The organism is Mucilaginibacter sp. UYNi724, from assembly GCF_054057495.1.
The window spans coordinates 74,495-94,591 of sequence record NZ_JBSRZI010000017.1 but is presented as its reverse complement, the minus strand read 5'-3'; the positions used below and the strand labels follow the sequence as shown (position 1 = coordinate 94,591).

Genomic DNA, 20,097 nt, shown 5'->3' with positions numbered 1-20,097 from the left:
GTCAGTTTGCCCCGGAATGGGGTGGTCAATTTGACGCGGAATCACTGGTCACATTCCGCCGGAATTGGGTGGTCAATATCAGCGGTATATCCACCTAAACGCCTGTATTGAAAAAATATGTTTTTTCTAACTTATAGAACCCGTTGCCCTAAATATCCTATTGTTGAAGAAATCTATTTAGCGCACTGAGGGATAAAACCATAGATGAGTTTTGTACGCATAAAGGATGTTATTCAAACAATTCCTTAATTGAGGTTGCAACAACATCAACCAATAAACCAATAACCACTGTAAAATACTGAAAAACAACGCGTTCAAAATTATTTTGGAATAATTTGTTTTATCAACATTCAAAGTTTTCCAAAAAGGAATAATTTGTTTTTGACACTTAAATTATAAAAGTACTCTTTAAAGTTCGAAATCGCGTATTTTAACAAAAATCTATACTTTTAAAAAGGAACAATTTGTTTGGAACAATCCAGATGATTGATGATAATCAGATAGAACATCTGATTATGCAAAAAATGTTTGACCGTTACGAATTGTTCCACAATGCCGACCACGCTTCGGACGGAAGGGTTATAATCGATCTGTTGAGTAAGGAAAAACCCACACAACCGAGATCCCAGATATTATTTTTCTTGACCTCCATATGCCCGATTTTAGCGGCTGGGATTTCCTGGAACAGTTTGAAAAATTGCAACAATCGCTAAAAAAATCGGTACGGATTTATATAGTTTCTTCATCTGTTAATCCAAAAGACATAGCAAGGGCCAAAAAGTATCCGTTTGTGCATGATTTTATCACAAAACCAGTAAAAAGAGACCTACTGGATTCGTTATATGCTAGCTATTTAGACCGTATTGCCAGTTAGGATTTGCGTCCTCATTATTTTTTAAAATAGCATCAATGTAACTAATACCACCACATTGACGTAAACGCTGCTATTGTAATTATTTAGCGTATATGCGTCGACTTGTATTTTTGGTATTGATTGTCCTGCTCTATAGTTGCAAGAAAAGTGATTTACAGGCCCCTGAAAGTCCTGCGATAAGTACGGAAACTGGCGGCTCTAACACCGGTAATGGAAAACCTACCGGAAACGAGTCACCATCTAATACTTGGCCGAAAGCACTTGTGGCGCTGCCAAAACGGGTTGCTTTTGGTACAAACGGAGACTATACGCAAAGTGCTAATTACATAAAAGAAAGTGACTATCAGTATCAATATTTAGCTGACGATATATTTACAGGCGGCTGGGCTTCCTGGAACTCCCCTACCGGCGAATTTGCCAAAAAGTTTTTGGAAAAAACCGATAACATGGGTAAGATTCCGGTTTTTACTTACTACAACATTGTTCCCGCCAAAAACCGTTACCAGGATCCAGCTTTCGCCAATTTAAATGATAGTGAAGTGATGAATAAATATCTTGCTGACTGGAAATTGCTGTTACAAATCTGCAATAAATTCGGCAAAACTGTAATTATCCATTACGAGCCCGATCTATTCGGTTATATGCAATTTTATAAAAAAGACCCAATAAAAAGCATCATAAAAGTAAGCCAAAGCGATTACCCGGATGCAAAGCCATTTACAAACGATTTAAAAGGCCTGGCGCAAACTATAGTCAGCATGCGCGATAAGTATGCACCAAATGTATTATTGGCATGGCATGCCTCACAATGGGCTGCAGGCTTAGGTTTGATTTTAAACAAACCCAACCCAGAACAAATGGCTACCGAAACCGCCAACTATTACGAATCTTTACAGGCACCATTTGACCTTATCTTCTCTGAATTTTCTGATTGTGATAGCGGCTATGACCAGTTTGTTAATAATAAGCTTAACACAGCATGGTGGTCTACTACCCAGGTCCCAGCTAATAATGACATGAACGATTTTGACCGTTTTCAACGTTTCCTGAAAAAATTAAACCAGCAAACAGGTCAAAAAATAATATTGTGGCAAATCCCGGTTGGCAACACCGCCACTGCAACTTGTAACAACAAAAGCGGCCATTATAAGGATAACAAAGCAGAATACTTTTTGCAGCCGGTGCTTTCAAATGGTAATATGGGAAATATAAAAGCTTATGGAGAAGCGGGCGTAATAGCGTTTCTGTTTGGTAATGGGCTAAACAATTGTACAAGTTACCTGGATAGTAAAAGAGATGGCATTACAGGTGCCGGCGAAGCAGCAGATGATGATGGCGGGTATTTGCGAAAAGCTGTAGGGGCATACTATCGTCAAGGGGCTTTAGCTATACAGTAGCTGCAACGGAAAAATTGCCGTTATAACAAAAGTAAAGAATCAGAAAAGCTTCTTAATAATGCGCGGGAGTTTGGCTGTTTAATACATCGCTAAAAACCAGGGAAAATTGTTGGGAGTTTACTGGTTTAATAATGTATTCTGTGATGTCCGAATGGTTTTTGGCCCTCACGATATCTTTGTATGATAAAGAAGAGGTTACCATAAATATGGATATCTTTCTGCTTAGGTGGATCTTAACGTATTCAAATGCCTTTATAAAATCCCACCCGTTCATTTGGGGCATATCTATATCAAGGAAAATTACGTCAGGTAACGACTCGTTATTACGAGGGTCAGCTAAAAAATCAACAGCATCACGTCCGTTGTTAAAATCCACAACATTTCCGCATAATTGTTTCATAGCCACAAACTTACGAAACCCGTATTTGTAGATCTCATCGTCATCAACTATCCAAACTGTTTGCAAAGCGTTACCCATGTTAAGGCTTTTACGAATATGGAAGCCATAGGGTTACAATAAATCTCGGCTAGATGCAAGTTTTATAATAAATTTGGTACCCACATTTACGGTGCTTTCAACATTTATCGTCCCCCCAAGCGCCTCTATTTGGTTACGGGTAATATATAACCCAATCCCTTGCGAATCTGATTTTCTGTGGAAAGTCTCATACATCCCAAAAATCTTGCTTCCATATTTTTCCAAATCTATACCCATCCCGTTATCCTCAAAAGTGATGTGTATATCATTATTCTCAATCCTGCTCTCACATTTTATGATGGGCCTGCGATCGGGATGGCGGTATTTTATAGCATTACTAAGCAAATTATGGAAAATGCTTTCAAGATATGCAGGTAGGTATTTCACAGCCGGGCATTGGGAAAAATCGTATTGGACTATTGCATCAGCCGATTGAATATTAGATTGAAGCGCATTGACAATGCTTCTGAAAAGAAGTTCAAAAAAAATAACCGTTTTGTTATTATTCTTTTCAGAATCGACCTGGACGATCTCATTTAAGTGTTCGATCATCGTACCCAGGGTCGCGCTAATTGTTTCAATATGAGAAAACACTTCAAGGCGCTCCTCTGCATTATTACTTTCCTTGTGCAGGTTTACCATAATTTGCAAATTTCCTACATAAGAGCGTAAATTATGCGATACTATGTGCGCGAAGTTTTCTAACCGCTTGTTCTGTTCGTTAACATAAGTTAGTGATGATTTTAATTCAGTTTCATATTGCTTGCTAAGGCTGATATCCTGCACCACCCCCTTAACCAAAAAGCATTTTCCATACTTATCAATTTCCGCAACGGCCTTCATCTTTACCCATACTATTCTATTTCTTCCTGTCTTGAGTTGCACGTCAAGATCAAAAGGCCGCCCTATTGTAACGCAGATCTGGACAGCATCTGCAACCAGGCTCTTATACTGTGGGAGGAAAAGGTTATATAACTCATTTAGGCTGTAGATGCTTTGCTGTAATTCAAAAATATCAAGTGCCTCTTTACTTGTTACCAGTTTGTTTGTAGCTACAACTATCTCCCATCGCCCAAGTTTAATCAGTTTGTTGGTGTCGGTTACAAAAATATTATCGGTAGCAAGCTGCAGTTGCGAAATTTTAAACTGATGAATATTGATAAGGGTACCAACCAACTTACCATCGGTGTATTTTTGGATAGCACTTTGATACCATTGGTAACCAATTTTGGTAAGTAAGCGTACATCGTATACCCTTAGCGAACCTAAGCCGGTATGGTTTAGCGACTCTAAGAAAATGCCTTTATCTTCATAATAGATCAGGTGATCAACAAAATATTGATACGAGCATTCTATCTCGCCAGGTTCATAGCCTAAAACTTTATAAAAGCCAACCGACCATATAACATTTCTGGTGTAAAGGTCAATCTCCCAGACCCCTCCGTTAGTGCTATTAATTATTTCGGCGAGATTAGGTGTGTCATCCGTAAACAGATAACTTTCAAATAAACTCATATTTCTCCACCTTTAATTCCCAAGGGTATTTGCCTTGATCTCCGCATGCATGTAAACTGATTTAAAGACATTTATAACTACAGTTTATACATAGCTAAAAATAAACAAGTTTATTCAATCATTTGTAGTAAGTAACAAAAACATTTCTTTACGTGAACTCAGAAATTAACATTTATATCTTTTTAATGTTTGAATAACATATTATTATCTGTTAGTGTAAGCCGTTCAAAACCATCACTATAGCTCAAAGTTGTACAATTATTTGCTTACCATTCTCATCGTATTCATAAGGATTTTAATAATATGATGCCCTTCTCTTAATCTTGCAATACATTCTGTACGCAACTTAATCCGGGGTAAAACCGTATAACAAAGTAATAAAATGCAAACACGGCTGTTTGTGTTATATACGTTATGCCATGAAAAAGATAGGATTTCAACTCGAAATTATAGTGTCGTTAGCTTTGGTCTTTGGCTTTAACACTGCATCAGCGCAACGAAAACATCTCATTTTTGAATCGACATTTGATTCTCCTGCATCCATAACTAAATGGTATGAAAGAAGTATAACAAAGCCCTGGTCGGCGATAATCGCAACCGATATAGTTAGGGCCGGAAAAGGCTGTTTGAAGGTCGATTTAATCCGTGGAAAAGACATTTTAAATGGCCCGAGGGCGGAATTGGGGATGGCACCTCAAGCTACGGGGGAATCTTGGTACGGTTTCTCTAATTTTTTTCCGACAAAATATGAAAGTGATGTTGCACCGGAGATTATAAACCAATGGCAGGGAAAGCCCGATCTTGCTATAGGGGAAGCCTGGAGAAGTCCACCATTAGGCTTGGAACTACGCCTGAATAGGTACAGGGTTGCAATAAGATGGGCCGCAGATAAAATAAATACGGTTTTAAATACCAAGGTTGAATACGTTGATTTAGGGCCTATAGAGCATAACAAATGGAATGACTGGGTATTTCATATTAAATGGGGCTATAAATCCGGAACACTGCAGATCTGGAAAAACGGAAAATTGATTTTAGAACGTTTGAACAAACCAATTGGATACAATGATAATTTATACCCCTATTTAAAAGTGGGGATATACAAGTGGGAATGGAGCGACCTTAAAACACTATCTACGTCAAAGGAAAGGTCATACTATATTGATGAGGTAAGGGTTGGTAACAACCTGGCTACCTATAATGATGTATTCCCGGGTGCCGCGGCAACTGTACTACCTATTGTTTCGAACAGTTTAAAAGTTGTCAAAAATAAGGATGGTACCTACTCAGCTACATTTGTCGCTGCCGGCAATGTCACTCAACTCTCCAAATTTGTACTTTACATCTCAGTAAATAACGGTAAAAACTATATACCAACCACAACGGCTTCAACGGTAAGCTTGGTAAAAGACAAAAAATACACATTGATATTCAAAGCAAAATGAAGATAAAATTATTGTTGTTCATATTATGTACAGGGTTACTTTCCTGTAAAAAAGAGGTTGCCGGGGATGTTATGGCAAAGCCTGATCCTATAGTTAGTACACCCGAAATTCCCTCTACCGAAATTGCTACAGCATACCTGCTTGTTATAACTGCAAATGCAGATACAACAATATCGGATACGGTCTCATTAAGTAAATAAGCGACCTGTCGGTATGTTCTTAAGCTATTCCGGTGTTAAATATTTCAGAACCTTTGCAGGGTTGCCTGCAACTACAGCGTACGCGGGAACGTCTTTAGTTACGATACTCCCTGCACCAATTACCGCGTTATCCCCTATTGTAATTTGGCCCAATATACAAACCTGGGCACCGATGTTAACATTATTACCAATTACCGGGCAGTCATTCTTCATAGCATGGCCCTTGTTACCTAAAGTGGTGTTATGCCTAAGCGTGCAATTTTCGCCTATAATTGTGGCGTTATTTATAATAAGCCCCACGCCGTGATAAACAATTAGACCTTTGCCAATTTTTGTTGCATAAGGTATTTCTATACCATATACCCATTCAACCCAAAACTTGTATAAACCTAAGTAAGGGATCATTGCAATTTTGAAGAGCTTGTTTTTCTTTGCGCAACTTGCCAACCGGTATGTAAAGGTAATAAGTTTGCCTTTTGTATAACCTTTGTTTCTTTCCCAATCCTGTGTTAAAAAACCCATTACTATGCCTCTGCTATATTAGTATTATTTCTGTACCTGATTAATTTAGCCGGGACGCCGCCAACGATTGCATAAGGCGCAACATCTTTCGTGACAACTGCTCCTGTACCTATGATTGAACCTTTACCCAGCCTTATACCCGGCATTACAACAACGTTCCTCCCTATCCAAACATCATCTTCTATGATAACCGGCTCAGGCTTGGTTGATCCTTGTTTGATGATGGGGATGTCTATAGAATCGAACTTATGTGTTACGGCCAGTATGGCTACATTTTGCGCAATCAATACATAGTTGCCAATTATTGCCGACTGGATGTAAACGTCTTCGTTGATTTGGCAGTTATCCCCAATGGTTAAAACATTTTTCATCCCAAACCGAAACCCGTTTTGTATCACGTTATTCTTACCTATGGTTACCAATTGGCGAAGTATCCCTATCCTTAAAGCATTAAATGTACGCCCCATTGGGAAATAGCTTGAGGGCAGGTTCTTAAATATAAAAAAATACAAAAACAGTAAAATACGTTTCATACAATGTTTTGATATAGTTTAAAAACCGACTTGGCAACGCTGGTAGCATCTAGCCCTATATTAATTAATCTTTCCCTGCCGTTTGATCGCCTTTGCTCCGCCGGCAGCGACAAAATTTGCCTAATAGCTGAGATAAAATCATCAGGGTTAAATGAATCAACTACATAACTATTCTCAACATGGTCAAGCAGGTCTTTAACATCACCAACTGCAGTTGAAACGATAGCTTTGTTGCAAGCCATGGCTTCTTTAATGATTTGTGGAGAACCTTCTATAGTTGAGGTCATTAGTAACAGATCGATTTTATTCAAACTAATAGTTACTTCTTCGCGGGTCATCCCATGAAATTCAATTACCCTTATTTCATAATCAGCACGCAAACATTCGACTATAGCGCTAAATAATGGGTAATTCTTTTCTTTTCGATCTTTATTCCCGGGGAACCCGATGACTATTTTAGGCGATCTCTGAATGTTCGGTATTTCTTTAAAAGTATCAATATCCGTTCCGCACGGTAACTTCACCAACTTATCCTTGTGCTTTTGTAAAAGCGCTATCATATCATCATTCAATACAATTACTTTAGCAGCCTTTTTTACTGCGGCCAATGTTATGTTTTTTTGCATTATATGATTAACGTAACCCTTTTTCATAAACAGCTCACCGCTGTGCAATGTCATTATAACAGGTATAGGCGGTGTATAGAACAATAAAAATAAAGCGGAGAGGCCATAATGCACATGGATAAGGTCGAACTCCCCGTTTTTTACAAGATCTTTGATTGCAGCGATACTTTTTAAATAATTTGTTTTATCGGCACGTCCGTTTATAAAATAGACTTTCTTTTGAATGCCTGATACCCGTTCTATTTCCTCTATCTGTTCTTTAACATGTATCCCGAAATAAATATAGTCTGGAACAGGATACATGTTTGTTATGAATAATACCCTCATTTGTGAAAAAGGTTAAGTCTGTTGAATATTAATGTGAGCAGAATAATTAAAAAGCATGATAACCCAATATGATTAAGGCTACCTTTTTGATTGTTCAATTTTTTGCCGTTCTGATAATATGATCTTATAAATATAATCCCCCACAAAGTCCTGCGCTACATAATTCCAATGTCCATGTTCGCGGGTTACATCCCAATAATCGTATTCAATTCCCTTGGGTGTAAATTCTTTCTTCAGGGCTTGGTCTACGTTATATACATCAATGTTCATTTTGTTAGCTTTCTCTGTAAGCCCTTTAGGTATATCGCTTCTGAATAAAAAAATGCATCGCTTATCTTTTACCCAGGCAAACGATCTGATAAACCGTTCTTCAGCTTCAAAAGAGGGACTCATGCCTTCGGGCGGGGCACCTGGTTTCCTGAATGACGTATAGAACTTGTCAAACAAAATTCCATCTATCTCATCTTTTCTCTTAGAAATTTTATAGGCGTTATTTGCTGCGTACACAAGGGCGCTGTTATCAAACGCGAATGAAAGTTTTTTATAAACCTTATATATCTTGCTTTTTGTAAAGGAGTAATCAATAATAACAGAATCCTTAAAGGGTTTAATTACCGGTGATGGGACAAAATTATTTGACGACATGAAATCATCATATTTAACCAGGAACACTAAAACATCAGGATTAAATTCTTTTACATAATTCATGTAGGCTATCATCATATCGTTAAAATCGTAATTACCCACCCCAAAGTTTAAAACTTCATATTTGGGCGATGGCAATCCAAGGTTGAGCTTTCGCTCTGCTATCCGGGCAAAATGATACTTATCAAAAAGTTGAAACCCCTCAACGTATGAATCGCCAATCATCGCTATCCTGATCTTTTTGGGGTCTTTTTTCTTCGGATAAGGAGTTCCAAGATACCCGTATTGGTTTGTGGTACCCATATAAAAACCTTCGCCAAAATACACGATCCTTTTTGACGGTAACATCTTTTTTCCTTGTATTGGGCTAAGCTCAAAATAAGGCATCTGAAATTCTATCAGCTGAAAATAAGTTTCAAGAAATATTAGGCCGGCAATAAGGCCGGCAATAAATAAACCTGATCGTAAGATAGTTTTAATCATGGTTAGAATTGAAAATAAATAAATGGAGCCGGTTTTGAATTGATAAGGAATAATGCTACACCAATAAACATAGCACATAACAAACCATACATAAGCGGCGGATATTTTATTCTGTTTAAGAATACATGACTTTGCGTTTTGTATTCAAACAAGTCGCAAATAAAGCTTACCCCGGCAAACCCAAGTAAAATTGTAGCAAAGCGCCATGGGTAAATTCCCCAAGTCCAGTTTTCAAGCTTCCCCACTACCGCATATACATCGTGCATACCCTTAGCCCGGAAAAACAACCATGCTATGAGTACCAATAAATAAGTAAATACCATGCCAGGCAAAACCTTTAGGACATTACGTATAGAATTTAACGGATGATGAACTGCAGTAATCTTTTTATTACCCAGCATAAGCTTATGTACAGCCAGATATATTCCATGTAACCCACCCCATATAACAAACGTCCAGCTTGCGCCGTGCCACAAGCCCCCTATAAGCATAGTAAGGAAAAGATTAACATAGGTTCTCCCCTTTCCTTTTCTGTTGCCACCTAACGCGATATATAAATAATCGCGAAGCCAGGATGAAAGAGAAATATGCCATCTGCGCCAAAACTCAGTAATATTTGTAGAAAGGTACGGCTGGTTAAAATTCTTCATTAGCTCAAAACCAAACAGCTTGGCCGTGCCCCTTGCAATATTAGAATAACCCGAAAAGTCTGCGTAGATCTGAACAGAAAATAGTACCCAGGCAAAAACCACTTCCCAGGATGAGTACCGATCCATGTGAGTGAAGATCTGGTCTACAAACCTTCCAGATGCATCCCCAATCAGTACCTTTTTAAATAAGCCGTAGATAATCAATATCGTACCATCTAAAAATTGCTGTTTGGTAGCATGGTTTTTCCTGCTGACCTGAGGAATAAGTACTACGGCACGTTCAATTGGCCCAGCTACTAACTGCGGGAAAAATGCCACAAAAAGGGCATAATCCCAAAAATCGCGTATGGGCTTTAAGTTACCTTTATAAATGTCGAATGTGTACGATAGAGATTGGAAAGTATAAAAGGATACACCTACCGGAAGAATAATGTGCAGGTGCAGAAAGTCGACATTATAGCCAAACTGCGATCCAATATGTTGAAAGCTTTCGATAAAGAAATTGAAATACTTAAAAAATCCGAGTATCCCTAAATTCACAATTATACTTACATATAGAAATAGCTTTTTCTTTTTAGGTTCGGTAACGGCACCCATCTTTAAGCCAAGTATATAATCTATAATAGTAGAGGCCAATAGCAAAAAACAAAAGCGCCAGTCCCAGTAGCCATAAAAAATATAGCTAACACCAAGCAGGTAAAGATTTCTGTGCCGTTTAGTTTTTAATAAATAATATATAGGTAAAACCGTCAGCAGAAAAAAGAAAAACACAAATGAATTAAACAACATATATTTTGTGGGGCTTAGATTAAAAATCGAATAAAGAGAGATTAAATGTTTATTAAAATATAATTATGTTTTTTTTGAAACGTCGGCATCAGTTATCTTACAGTACAATTTCATAAACAGTTCATATAAAGCAGGGCTAAATTTAAACAGGTTTAGAGAGTACTTATGTTTGGCGCTAACACAGCTATTTTGTGTAGCGTTAAAGTATGTGCCCAGGTTATGGGCTACAATATTATATTCTGATCGGTGCTTGTTTTTGCCTGATATCAATATGGTATTGAGCAATGAAATATTTGCTACTAAATCAAAATTTAAGGCTTCGTTTAATAATCCTTTGAACCGATCACGACAGCCCTCAAGGATTTTTTTGGATACAAGAATGGTATCCATATACTTTGCGTTAAATTTTGACATACTCACCGAGTTATCCCTGATTATGTAGTTATACATAATAACGTCTTCAAATACCACTTTTTTAGCTTCGCCAAATACCAAAAAGTTATAAAGGATATCCTCATAAATGGCTCCTTCGAATTTAATTTTTTTGGCAATACCGGCTTCATAGATCTTATCGTACACGCTTCTAAGAAATTCCTTTTTCAATAAAGCAGCTAAAGCTTCTTCTGTATTGTAAGTTTTTGTTGTTTTAGTACCGTAATACAATTCAACAATGCCCAAAATCTCTTTTTTAACGCCACAAATCGATATATCCGCACTATAATTAAAAGCATTGTTGATTAGGGTTTCATACATATCAGCAGCGAGTGTATCATCACAATCAACAAAGCCAATGTACTTCCCTGAAGAATGAAGTACACCTGTATTTCTGGCTTCCGATACGCCTTTATTCATTTGGTGAATAACAGATACTCTTTTATCCTGCCTGGCAAAATCCTCACATATTTCAGCGCTGCTATCTGTTGAGCCATCGTTAACCAATATCAACTCGAAATCAGTAAACGTTTGGTTTAATATAGATTGCAGGCAAAGGCGGATATACCTGTCCTTATTATAAACCGGGACTATTACTGACAATACTGGCATAACCTTCTTAAATGCGTATTAATTTTAAATTATTTAATGCTGTAACATCCAACACTACGGCACTTCAAATCCGACTCCGGACAAAGTGATTTCTGACCTTTTTATAGAATATATATAACAACGGAAAAACGACAACCACAACAAAACCGATAAAGACGACATTTGGATTAAACCCATCTGACAAGTACTTATAGGCCAATACAAAACAAGCCACCAAAACATAAAAGGTTAGCGCGTTTTTAAGATTAGTAACTTTCAGTTTAATCAGCACAATATTCTGTGCAACATGGAAAACAACAAATGATCCAAAAATGGAATAGTTTATTACCGATAACGAACGGCTGTAATACAGGCCTATTAAACACCCGGTTAAGTTAACTACCAACACCAAAAAGTTTAGCAGCATATCCAACCGTTCTTTTTTCATTGCAACCAATAAATTGGCTTGCAAAAAAACAGCAGGAAACATTAGGAGTGTTAAAAACATTTGCTTCATACAACCCGCTGCCAACAGGAATTTTTGCCCAAAAACAAATGGTATAATAGTTTGCGCGTATGATTGTATAAACGCGTAAGTGCTTATTACAAAAATGGCATAGCCAAACGAAACGATGTTATAGAATTTCCTTACGTTTTCGTCATCTTTAGCTGCAATTAACCCAACAAACTTGGGATAGATGGTAACTGATGCGACAATGGACAGCTGAGTGAATATAGAAAATATTTTATAAGCGATCTCGTAATTTGCTACATCGGCAGCATTAAGATATTTGGAAATTATTATGGTTGCGCTACGCCAAAATATGATTGAGGAACCTACGATAAGGATAAAATTCCAATTTAAAAGCACATTCTTCTTAAAATCAAGCACGGTCACTTTAAACTTCCATAGATTTGAAAAAGTAATGCTTCCTTCCGATCCTATCCTGATAAAAACATTTACCGTAGCCAACCTGATAATTACCAGAAGCACGGATAGATAGATAAGTGATAGAGGATGAAAAAATAAAATGCAGCCAATTGCTAATCTTAACAGACCATCTGCGGCCATTATAATAGCTGTTTTCTTTTGCTGAAACTGGGCTACATTTAAGCTTTTAAGCGCATATATAATGTTATCAAATATGATGTTTGTACCCAAAATTATTGCGAGTACCCTTATTTGTTCGCTGGGATATATGATAAATGCAAGGCCGATATTTATAACGTAAAATAAAAATCCTAATATGGTTTGGATCTTTATAAACCTATAGGCAAGGGATGATTGATCTTCAAGTTTATAACCATATTCGCGAATGAACCAATGCCCCAGGCCCATAGAAGAAAATCCTACTATTAGCTGGTAAATGGTATTAGCGATAAGAAAGTCTGAAAAGTCTGGTATGGAATAATACCTGGATACAATGATAAAAAATAAACTTAAAAACAGTGTCTGAAAGACGGTAGATAACAACCCCCAAAAGCTGTTGTTGACAAAACTCGACTTACCTATCAGTCGTATATTACTGAATTTCAGCTTCATAAGTAAGTTTATTGTTGCTTTCTAAAATTAAAATGCAAATAAATGTAATCAGGGTCAGTAATATCCTTTTATCGAAAAGTGAATAAGCGGCAATAAAGGTAATTAGCCAGCTTATAAGCCCTGCCGTAAGTATAAAAACAATAATGCTTGCATGGCCGCTCAAGTAACTTTTGATCCCTGTATAAACCGGCCTAAGTATAAATAAGAACGTTATTATAAAGCCAAGTGCCCCGGTCTCAGTCAGTATCATCCAATATCCGCTTTCGGGTTGTCCGTACCCAAAAAACAAAACCTCATTGTCCTCATTAATGGTGTAATTGTTAGAATAATTAGCGTTGTAAGGTTTAAAATTGCCGCTTCCAATACCTAAAAGCGGATGCTTCAAATATATGCCGCGAGCCTCATCCCATAAAGCTTCGCGAAAAGCATAATCTTCGTCCAGGTGCCCTGCACGGTTCAATATCATTAAAGAACTTGAGAAAAAAAGAAAAACAGCGGCTCCAACAATAAGGATGGAGGCGATAATCATTTTGTATTGTGTACCAAAAACAAAAAATAAGAAAATCATACCGGCAAAAATCGCTACAAGTGCAGATCTGCCCCCTGTTTGCAGCAGCGCAACAATTATGACCAAGAAAAAGAAGTAATTTTTTATGTCAGGATAACCGATCGGTTTGTTATTGCGAAAAGCGGCCGTTAGTTTTTGCCCTATTGCATTGATATTTACAAGAGTTGTCTCATCCTTATAGTTTATAAAAAACAAGAAACTTGTCATTACTAAGTATTGCCCGTACATCTGCGGATCATGGAAAAAGCTTGGGTATCTAATCACGCCCTCTTCAATTGAGGTATTTCTATTTAATACAGGGTAAAAGGTAAACCTTAACCCAACGATCATTTGAATGACAAGAAATAACACTGAAAACAGGCATACCATTTTCAGTGTTTGCACTACCTTTTTTTGGAATTCCCTATCGGCAAAACACTCTGTCAACAAGGCTTTCGCATAAATAAATACCGGGAAAACAGCAGAGAGCGCGATGAGCGAATTTTTAATGTATGGTGAGTTCAAACTACCAAATAATAAGACAAGTATGAACAAACAAAATAGAATATTATAAATTAGAAACACTCTTCTGATTTTAACAAAGTCGCTAAAAAATGCGACGAAAAATATATAGGAAACAAAATCGAAAACCCTTAGCCGGCCCCATTCAACTGTGGTAATTGCCAAATCCATTATTGGTAAAAGGCATAGCACATAAAGGATATAAAACCTCTTTGGGTTATTACTGTATAGCAATAAAATAATAAATACTACAACAGCAGCAATAGCAAGTAGATGGTTTATATCCATTTTAACTATTAAAAATTAAAATTTATTGCGGCGATTTGTTAATTCCATCTTGGTCATGAGCTAAAGTCTCTCAGAAAAATTACCAAAAATAGATCCTGCTCCCTGCTGTTTACTACTAATATTATAATAATCGGTGTTACTAAAGTTATAGCCGTAACCGTATTTTATTCGCTGAATACCATTGAAAATAATTTGAATTTCGGGCACCAGTTCTTCATCTATCAGTTGTTGTATAAAGCCAATTTCTGCTTTTTCGGTTACTCCCTGCCTAATAATATATAAATTGATATCACTCAAACGGGAAAGGATCATACCATCAGATACCAGCCTAACGGGTGGGCTATCGATAACGATATTATCATAAGCATTTCTTAAATCGTTGATCAAATCTTCCAGGCGGCTTCCCTCCAACAACTCAGAAGGATTTTGTATAGGTTCGCCACTACTGATAAAATCCAGGTTGCCCTCAACACCACATTTCTGTACGATATCTTTAAGTGCCGACTTGTTATTTAAAAAGTCGCTTATCCCGGCATGCGTTTGCGAAAGACCAAGAGTTTTGGCCAATTTTGGCTTTCGCATGTCCATTTCCAGCAATACCGTTTTTTTACCAGAGAAGGCCATAGTCGCACTTAAATTACAGCTTACAAAGCTTTTGCCCTCGCCAGGAAGACTGGAGGTTACCAGGTAAACCTTTGCCTTCTCGTCAGGTTGGCTCAAATTGAATAATTTTGTACGCAACGACCTGAATTGTTCGCTAAGTGGTGTAGGCCCTGCAGTACTAATTGCTATTGGGCTTGCTGAAGAATCAAAGGGCAGTTCGCCAATAACTGGTGCAGTTAGCGAATCTCTTATTTCGTCAACATCTGTGATTTTTGAATTATACCTTCTGAAAAGCATACCTGCCGGCAAGGCTACACCTAAAATTAATGCAGCCATCAAAGCAAGGGGCCTTTGAGGTACTTTTCCTTGCCCAGAATAAGCTTGATCTACAATACGGTCATTATTTAATGAAGACGCGTAACTAACCGATATTTCCTCACGTTTTTGAAGCAGATACGTATATAAACTTTCTTTGATAGCTTGCTGCCGTTTTATACTCACATATTGGCGCTCTTGGGTAGGAACATTTTTAATTGACGACTCGAAACCCGAGTTAAATGATTGTAGCTTATTCCGGGTGCTAAGCAATGATGATTTTATGCTTTTAACATTTTCTTTGATCGCATCTTTAGTAGAAGCAATTTGCCTGTTAATTGGTTCAAAATCAGGATTTGTTTCCGGTGTTGTACCCAGCAACCGCTCGCGTTGTAACTGCAATTCAGATAATTTAGCGATCAGGCTGCTCAAAGCTGCATCAGTAATCCCTAAAGTAGCCGGTGCTTTGGTAAAGCTTTGAGATGAATTAACATACCGTTCTATTCCGTCAATAACACTTAGTTGAACGTTCACATCATTTAAACGCGTATCATTTACCTGCATGTTTTCAAGGCTTATCTGCGATTGAGAACTAATATCCGTTAAGCCCCTACTGCTTTTAAACTCTTCAATCCCCTTTTCTGCATTGGTTAAATCGCCGGTTATAGATGCTAATCTTTGATCAATAAAGTCCAAAGCATTTTTAGTCTCCCTGTTTTTCTCTTCGTCACCCGCAAGTTTATAATTATAAATTAGGCGGTTAAGTACATCTTTGCCTCTTTGTGGAATAGCATCATTAAGGGTAAGGTCAACCGTAGTAGCTAATTTATTCATTTGGTTTGCACCAATAGCTTCCTGATAGTCTAACGCAACATCTTCCGGGTTTTTAAAAGACAATTTAATAGTAGCTCCCTCATATTGCTCAACGTTCCTGGTTGGTTGAAATTTTATAGTACCAAGATTTGTTTGAAAAACATCTTTAAAAAGAATCTTGCGGACCTCTCCGCCATTTTCTGTCAATAAAAACGAAGTGCTGTTGTTTACAACAACTTTTAATTTCTCATCATCATAATTACCATTTGATTTTATTACGACTAATATAAAAGGTTTTACATCATACAGGTCTTTGTAACGCAAACCATCTTTTTTTTGATAGGTTACCCATAGCTGCAGGTCTTGAATAACTTTACTAATGATCTCTTTAGATTTTATAACCTGGATCTCATTCTCAGTAATCTTTGATGAACTTAAAACATCAATTTCCTGTAATGCAGGTTTTGGGTCAGGTGTTTTCTTTTCGTCTTTAATTAATAGTGTAGCCCTTATTTCATAAATAGGCCTGCTTAATTTTATGTAAATAAATGCGATAGTTAATGTAAGTACCAACCCTATTGCAAATAATGGCCAATGATAAAGATATTTTGTTACTGTCTTTTTTAAATCGGTAATCGGGGTGTTTTTCTCCCTGATTGTAACGGCTTTAACTGACGGTTTACGAGTATTCATAGTTTTTAAATATTACCTGTACAGGTTAGACAGGACGATAGCGATTATAGAAAGACCTGTAAGTACTAACTGGGTTGTGCGATAGCCGCGATCAACAGTGGCATACTTTGTACGATCGGGCGTTACATATATCTCATCGTTGTTTTTAAGATAGAAATATGGTGATTGATATAAACTTTTTGAGGTAAGGTCTATAGGAATAAACGTCCTTTTACCATCAATATCCCTTATCAGCATAACGTTTTTACGCTTAGCTGTAATATTTAAATCACCTGCAAGGCTAAGGGCCTGGGTTACAGTTACACGTTCGTTTTGGATACTGTAGGTGTCCGGGCGTAACACATCTCCAAATACGGATATTTTAAAATTCGTTATTCTTATGTTCACTACAGGATCTTTATATAATGCCAGCAGCTTTTCAGTTAATTTTTTTCTTAGTTGGGTTGTTGTAAGCCCGGACACTTTCATTTCGCCTAAAAGTGGCAAATATATAAGGCCGTCAGGATCTACTAAGTAACCCAAAGATGAATTATCAGTTGCAGAACCACCAACACGGCTTTGGTTGCCATTAAATATGGCAGAAGATTCGGGGTTTCTGCTGTTTACATTTATGGCCAGGATATCAGCCGGTTGTATAGTAAGCGGAGAATAGTTATCTACCTTTTGATTGGTGATATTGTTCTGATCAAGGTCTTGAAAATAAGGGATATTTTTATAAGACCCGCAGGAACATACTGAAACCATTAAAAGTAACGCATATAATGTACGCTTAACATTCATAACTACTGTTTAATAAAATTACTAAGTGAATTAATCAATTTTTTTGACGCCACATTCCCTACTTTGTGTAAGGATTTTAAATTACCCGGCCATATATTCCGAACCTTTTCAATAAGTTCTTCTTCATTATAGGCCACATATACATAACCCATATCATCTAACTTTTTTGCTGTTGCTAACTGATGTTCGTTACGGTGCTCTCCATATTTAAGCAACCTGGGCATTACGATAATTGGAGTACTATTTACCAGTGCAGATATTATAGTTCCCATACCGGCATGACTAATAATTAAGTCGGCACTTTTTATATTAAGCTCAAATTCTGTGGGAGGCATCCTATTAAAAACATTAATATTAACGGCCCTGTAAGACGCTGTAAAGGCTTGTACCCGAAAATCAGCATCTGGAAATATTAAGGCAAGTTCATCAACAGCTTTAACGAGCCTGTCAAACGGTTCCTGCGTGCCTGTGGTTACAAAAATCATTCTTCTAAAATATTTCCGGCAAATACAACTTTACGGTTTGATAAATGTTCCCATTGTGTATAAACCCTGTCGGCAACTTTAAGTGCAATATGGCCACTTAGCGAAAGTTTTTCAACATTAGCAATGCTATCGATCCAAACGGTTTTAATACCTAATATTCTACCGGCTAAAATCCCGAACAAACCAGGGGCAGCTCCTGTAGTGATAATAACCTGCGGCCTGGACGAAAAAATAATGCTAAAAACTGCAAAGCCACAACGCAACAGGTTAAATTTATTATGGCGGTTTGCATCTGGTACAGAATAATATCTATGGCCATCAACCATTTTTTCAACATTTGCCCACGTTGAAATAAACGTTACGTCATTTGTGCTGACATTAAAAAGCGGCATTAACCTAAGCAGTTGTATCCAATGGCCACCAATAGAGGCAATAGCCAAAACGTTCACCTTTTTTTCATTATCTATTTTGGATACCAGGTAATTTTCGAAAAATTTGCTGATCATGCGGCTCATTAAAAAACAAACAATTAGCGTAACGTAAAATGCAAGCAAAAAAACAAAGCTTTCTAACCCCATATCTATCAGGCCATAAACAAGAAAGAAAGACAGGTAAGCGGTTAAACTCCTCCACGTGCTTCTATAAACAACACCTTTACTTACAATAGTTTGCTCGCTATATAGCCCGAACAGGCTTGTGCTTAATAACCATATTATAATAGATACGGAAATACATCTATATAGGTTTATGTATAGTGGTGTGAAGTATTTGTTAAATAAATAATAACAAACCAATAATGCTATATTTATTAAAATAACGTCACAAAAAAGAAAGAAGAATCGAAAAAGAGTAGATATGTATTTCTTCATTTTCACATTTAAAACAACTTTAGTGCCAAGCAAACTATGCACGCTAATCATTATATTACCAAGCTAATAGTATCGCTAATAGCCGGCAACCATATCAGCACAATTTAATTTGGATAGGTAACCAATTCATAAAGTGCCTTAAAATCCTCAGAGAGGCAATTTACTCAATTTTTTTAAGCTAATACACTGTAGCTGTAATATCTATGTTGTTGTTACAAACTTTACATTGTTGTTATGCACTGAAGTTGTATTGACGGCTATTATTTGCCTAAGAACGACCTATTAAATTTTAATCTTAAAATTTGTCCTAAAAAATAAGGGCCATAATACAGGTAACGCTTGTACATTCGCCGCGGCTCTTTTATCATTCGTACAAACCATTCTAAGCCCATGTTTTGCCAAAACTTAGAGGGCCTTGTCACCGTACCAGCATAAAAATCAAAAACTGCTCCTATTGCGCATATTACCTGCGCTTGCAATGCTGCGCTATTTTTAAAGATCCACTTTTCTTGTTTTGGGGCAGTCATGCCTACAAATAACACGTCGGGCCTAAAAGCATTTACGGCATTAATCATTAAATCAGTATCGATAGACGAAAATTCAGCTTTGTATGGTGGTGAATAACTGCCGACTATAATATTAGGAAACTCCAACTTTAGTTTTTCTTTGATTAAACCTAATGTAACGTCAGATGCCCCTAAGTAGAAGCACTTTCCGCCGGTTATATTAAGTTGGTTTAAAAAATGCATATGTAAATCAGCACCGGCAATCTTCTTTATGTATTCCCTTTTTAGGAATTTAACTGCAGCTGTTATACCAACCCCATCTGGAAGTAAAATATCTGAATGAATCAAAGCTTGTTTAAACTCCTCATCTTTCTCAGCAATAGTATACGAGAATTGATTGATGGTATTGATTACACACTTGCCTTTAAATTTTATCTGGTTCAGTTCTCCGGCAAAAACAGAATAGGAAAGTAATTCTACAGTCGGGTTCATTCCCAAATTGGTATTTAATTGTATAAGATATTTAACAATACAATAACTATACCTAAAATATTAAACGAAAATCCAATTCTCCTACACTTAAGATGCTTAATGAATAGTATATCTCAAGAAATAAACTTCCCAAA

The 20,097-nt window shown here is 37.0% G+C and carries 18 protein-coding genes and 1 pseudogene; 4 read left to right on the top strand and 15 right to left on the bottom strand.

Features of this window, described 5'->3' with window-relative positions:
- Positions 1–622 precede the first annotated feature (622 nt).
- Positions 623–874: a response regulator gene (locus ACVW0P_RS19795; RefSeq protein ID WP_457133610.1), complete on the top strand. Its 252-nt coding sequence runs from the start codon at positions 623–625 to the stop codon at positions 872–874.
- Positions 875–966: 92 nt separating this feature from the next.
- The gene (locus ACVW0P_RS19790) at positions 967–2,271 is read left to right on the top strand and encodes a hypothetical protein (protein WP_457133606.1); all 1,305 of its coding nucleotides are present in this window, start codon (positions 967–969) and stop codon (positions 2,269–2,271) included.
- 52 nt (positions 2,272–2,323) lie between these two features.
- Here the strand turns inward: ACVW0P_RS19790 and ACVW0P_RS19785 are convergent, their stop codons facing one another.
- Both ACVW0P_RS19785 and ACVW0P_RS19780 read right to left on the bottom strand, forming a co-directional pair.
- On the bottom strand, positions 2,324–2,749 hold the full coding sequence (locus ACVW0P_RS19785; RefSeq protein ID WP_457133605.1) for a response regulator: 426 nt from the start codon (positions 2,747–2,749) through the stop codon (positions 2,324–2,326).
- A gap of 33 nt (positions 2,750–2,782) precedes the next feature.
- Positions 2,783–4,264, bottom strand: coding sequence for a sensor histidine kinase (locus ACVW0P_RS19780; protein WP_457133604.1), 1,482 nt, complete (start codon positions 4,262–4,264; stop codon positions 2,783–2,785).
- 419 nt (positions 4,265–4,683) lie between these two features.
- Here ACVW0P_RS19780 and ACVW0P_RS19775 point away from each other — a divergent pair, with 419 nt between their 5' ends.
- Positions 4,684–5,709: a polysaccharide lyase gene (locus ACVW0P_RS19775; protein WP_457133603.1), complete on the top strand. Its 1,026-nt coding sequence runs from the start codon at positions 4,684–4,686 to the stop codon at positions 5,707–5,709.
- Positions 5,706–5,909 (top strand): hypothetical protein, encoded by a 204-nt coding sequence (locus tag ACVW0P_RS19770; RefSeq protein ID WP_457133602.1) that lies wholly within the window; start codon positions 5,706–5,708, stop codon positions 5,907–5,909. The genes ACVW0P_RS19775 and ACVW0P_RS19770 overlap by 4 nt, the downstream gene beginning before the upstream one ends.
- A 24-nt stretch (positions 5,910–5,933) precedes the next feature.
- Here the strand turns inward: ACVW0P_RS19770 and ACVW0P_RS19765 are convergent, their stop codons facing one another.
- The 13 genes and pseudogenes from ACVW0P_RS19765 to ACVW0P_RS19705 all read right to left on the bottom strand — a co-directional run bounded on the left by ACVW0P_RS19765 (position 5,934) and on the right by ACVW0P_RS19705 (position 19,963).
- Positions 5,934–6,431 (bottom strand): serine O-acetyltransferase, encoded by a 498-nt coding sequence (locus ACVW0P_RS19765; protein ID WP_457133601.1) that lies wholly within the window; start codon positions 6,429–6,431, stop codon positions 5,934–5,936.
- A gap of 29 nt (positions 6,432–6,460) precedes the next feature.
- Positions 6,461–6,619, bottom strand: a pseudogene (locus tag ACVW0P_RS19760) (DapH/DapD/GlmU-related protein); the annotation flags it as partial.
- A gap of 341 nt (positions 6,620–6,960) precedes the next feature.
- Entirely contained in the window at positions 6,961–7,917 is a 957-nt protein-coding gene (locus tag ACVW0P_RS19755; RefSeq protein WP_457133600.1) for a glycosyltransferase family 4 protein, read from the bottom strand.
- A 78-nt stretch (positions 7,918–7,995) separates the two neighbouring features.
- Positions 7,996–9,045, bottom strand: a complete 1,050-nt coding sequence (locus ACVW0P_RS19750; protein ID WP_457133599.1) for a hypothetical protein — start codon at positions 9,043–9,045, stop codon at positions 7,996–7,998.
- Positions 9,046–9,047: 2 nt separating this feature from the next.
- A complete protein-coding gene (locus ACVW0P_RS19745) occupies positions 9,048–10,484 on the bottom strand; it encodes an MBOAT family O-acyltransferase (protein WP_457133598.1) in 1,437 nt (478 codons plus the stop codon).
- 63 nt (positions 10,485–10,547) lie between these two features.
- The gene (locus ACVW0P_RS19740) at positions 10,548–11,528 is read right to left on the bottom strand and encodes a glycosyltransferase (RefSeq protein WP_457133597.1); all 981 of its coding nucleotides are present in this window, start codon (positions 11,526–11,528) and stop codon (positions 10,548–10,550) included.
- Positions 11,529–11,592: 64 nt separating this feature from the next.
- Complete coding sequence (locus tag ACVW0P_RS19735) at positions 11,593–13,050, bottom strand: lipopolysaccharide biosynthesis protein (protein ID WP_457133596.1); 1,458 nt, start codon at positions 13,048–13,050, stop codon at positions 11,593–11,595.
- Positions 13,031–14,407 (bottom strand): O-antigen ligase family protein, encoded by a 1,377-nt coding sequence (locus ACVW0P_RS19730; RefSeq protein ID WP_457133595.1) that lies wholly within the window; start codon positions 14,405–14,407, stop codon positions 13,031–13,033. Before ACVW0P_RS19730 ends, ACVW0P_RS19735 begins: the two co-directional genes overlap by 20 nt.
- Positions 14,408–14,467: 60 nt before the next feature.
- Positions 14,468–16,831 carry a GumC family protein gene (locus ACVW0P_RS19725; RefSeq protein WP_457133594.1) on the bottom strand — a complete coding sequence of 788 codons (2,364 nt, stop codon included), beginning with the start codon at positions 16,829–16,831 and terminating at the stop codon, positions 14,468–14,470.
- Positions 16,832–16,843: 12 nt separating this feature from the next.
- Entirely contained in the window at positions 16,844–17,611 is a 768-nt protein-coding gene (locus ACVW0P_RS19720; RefSeq protein ID WP_457133593.1) for a polysaccharide biosynthesis/export family protein, read from the bottom strand.
- Between the two features lie 2 nt (positions 17,612–17,613).
- Positions 17,614–18,096, bottom strand: coding sequence for a glycosyltransferase (locus ACVW0P_RS19715; RefSeq protein WP_457133592.1), 483 nt, complete (start codon positions 18,094–18,096; stop codon positions 17,614–17,616).
- A complete protein-coding gene (locus ACVW0P_RS19710; RefSeq protein WP_457133591.1) occupies positions 18,093–18,602 on the bottom strand; it encodes an oligosaccharide biosynthesis protein Alg14 in 510 nt (169 codons plus the stop codon). Before ACVW0P_RS19710 ends, ACVW0P_RS19715 begins: the two co-directional genes overlap by 4 nt.
- Positions 18,603–19,225: 623 nt before the next feature.
- On the bottom strand, positions 19,226–19,963 hold the full coding sequence (locus ACVW0P_RS19705; protein WP_457133590.1) for a WecB/TagA/CpsF family glycosyltransferase: 738 nt from the start codon (positions 19,961–19,963) through the stop codon (positions 19,226–19,228).
- Positions 19,964–20,097: the final 134 nt, after the last annotated feature.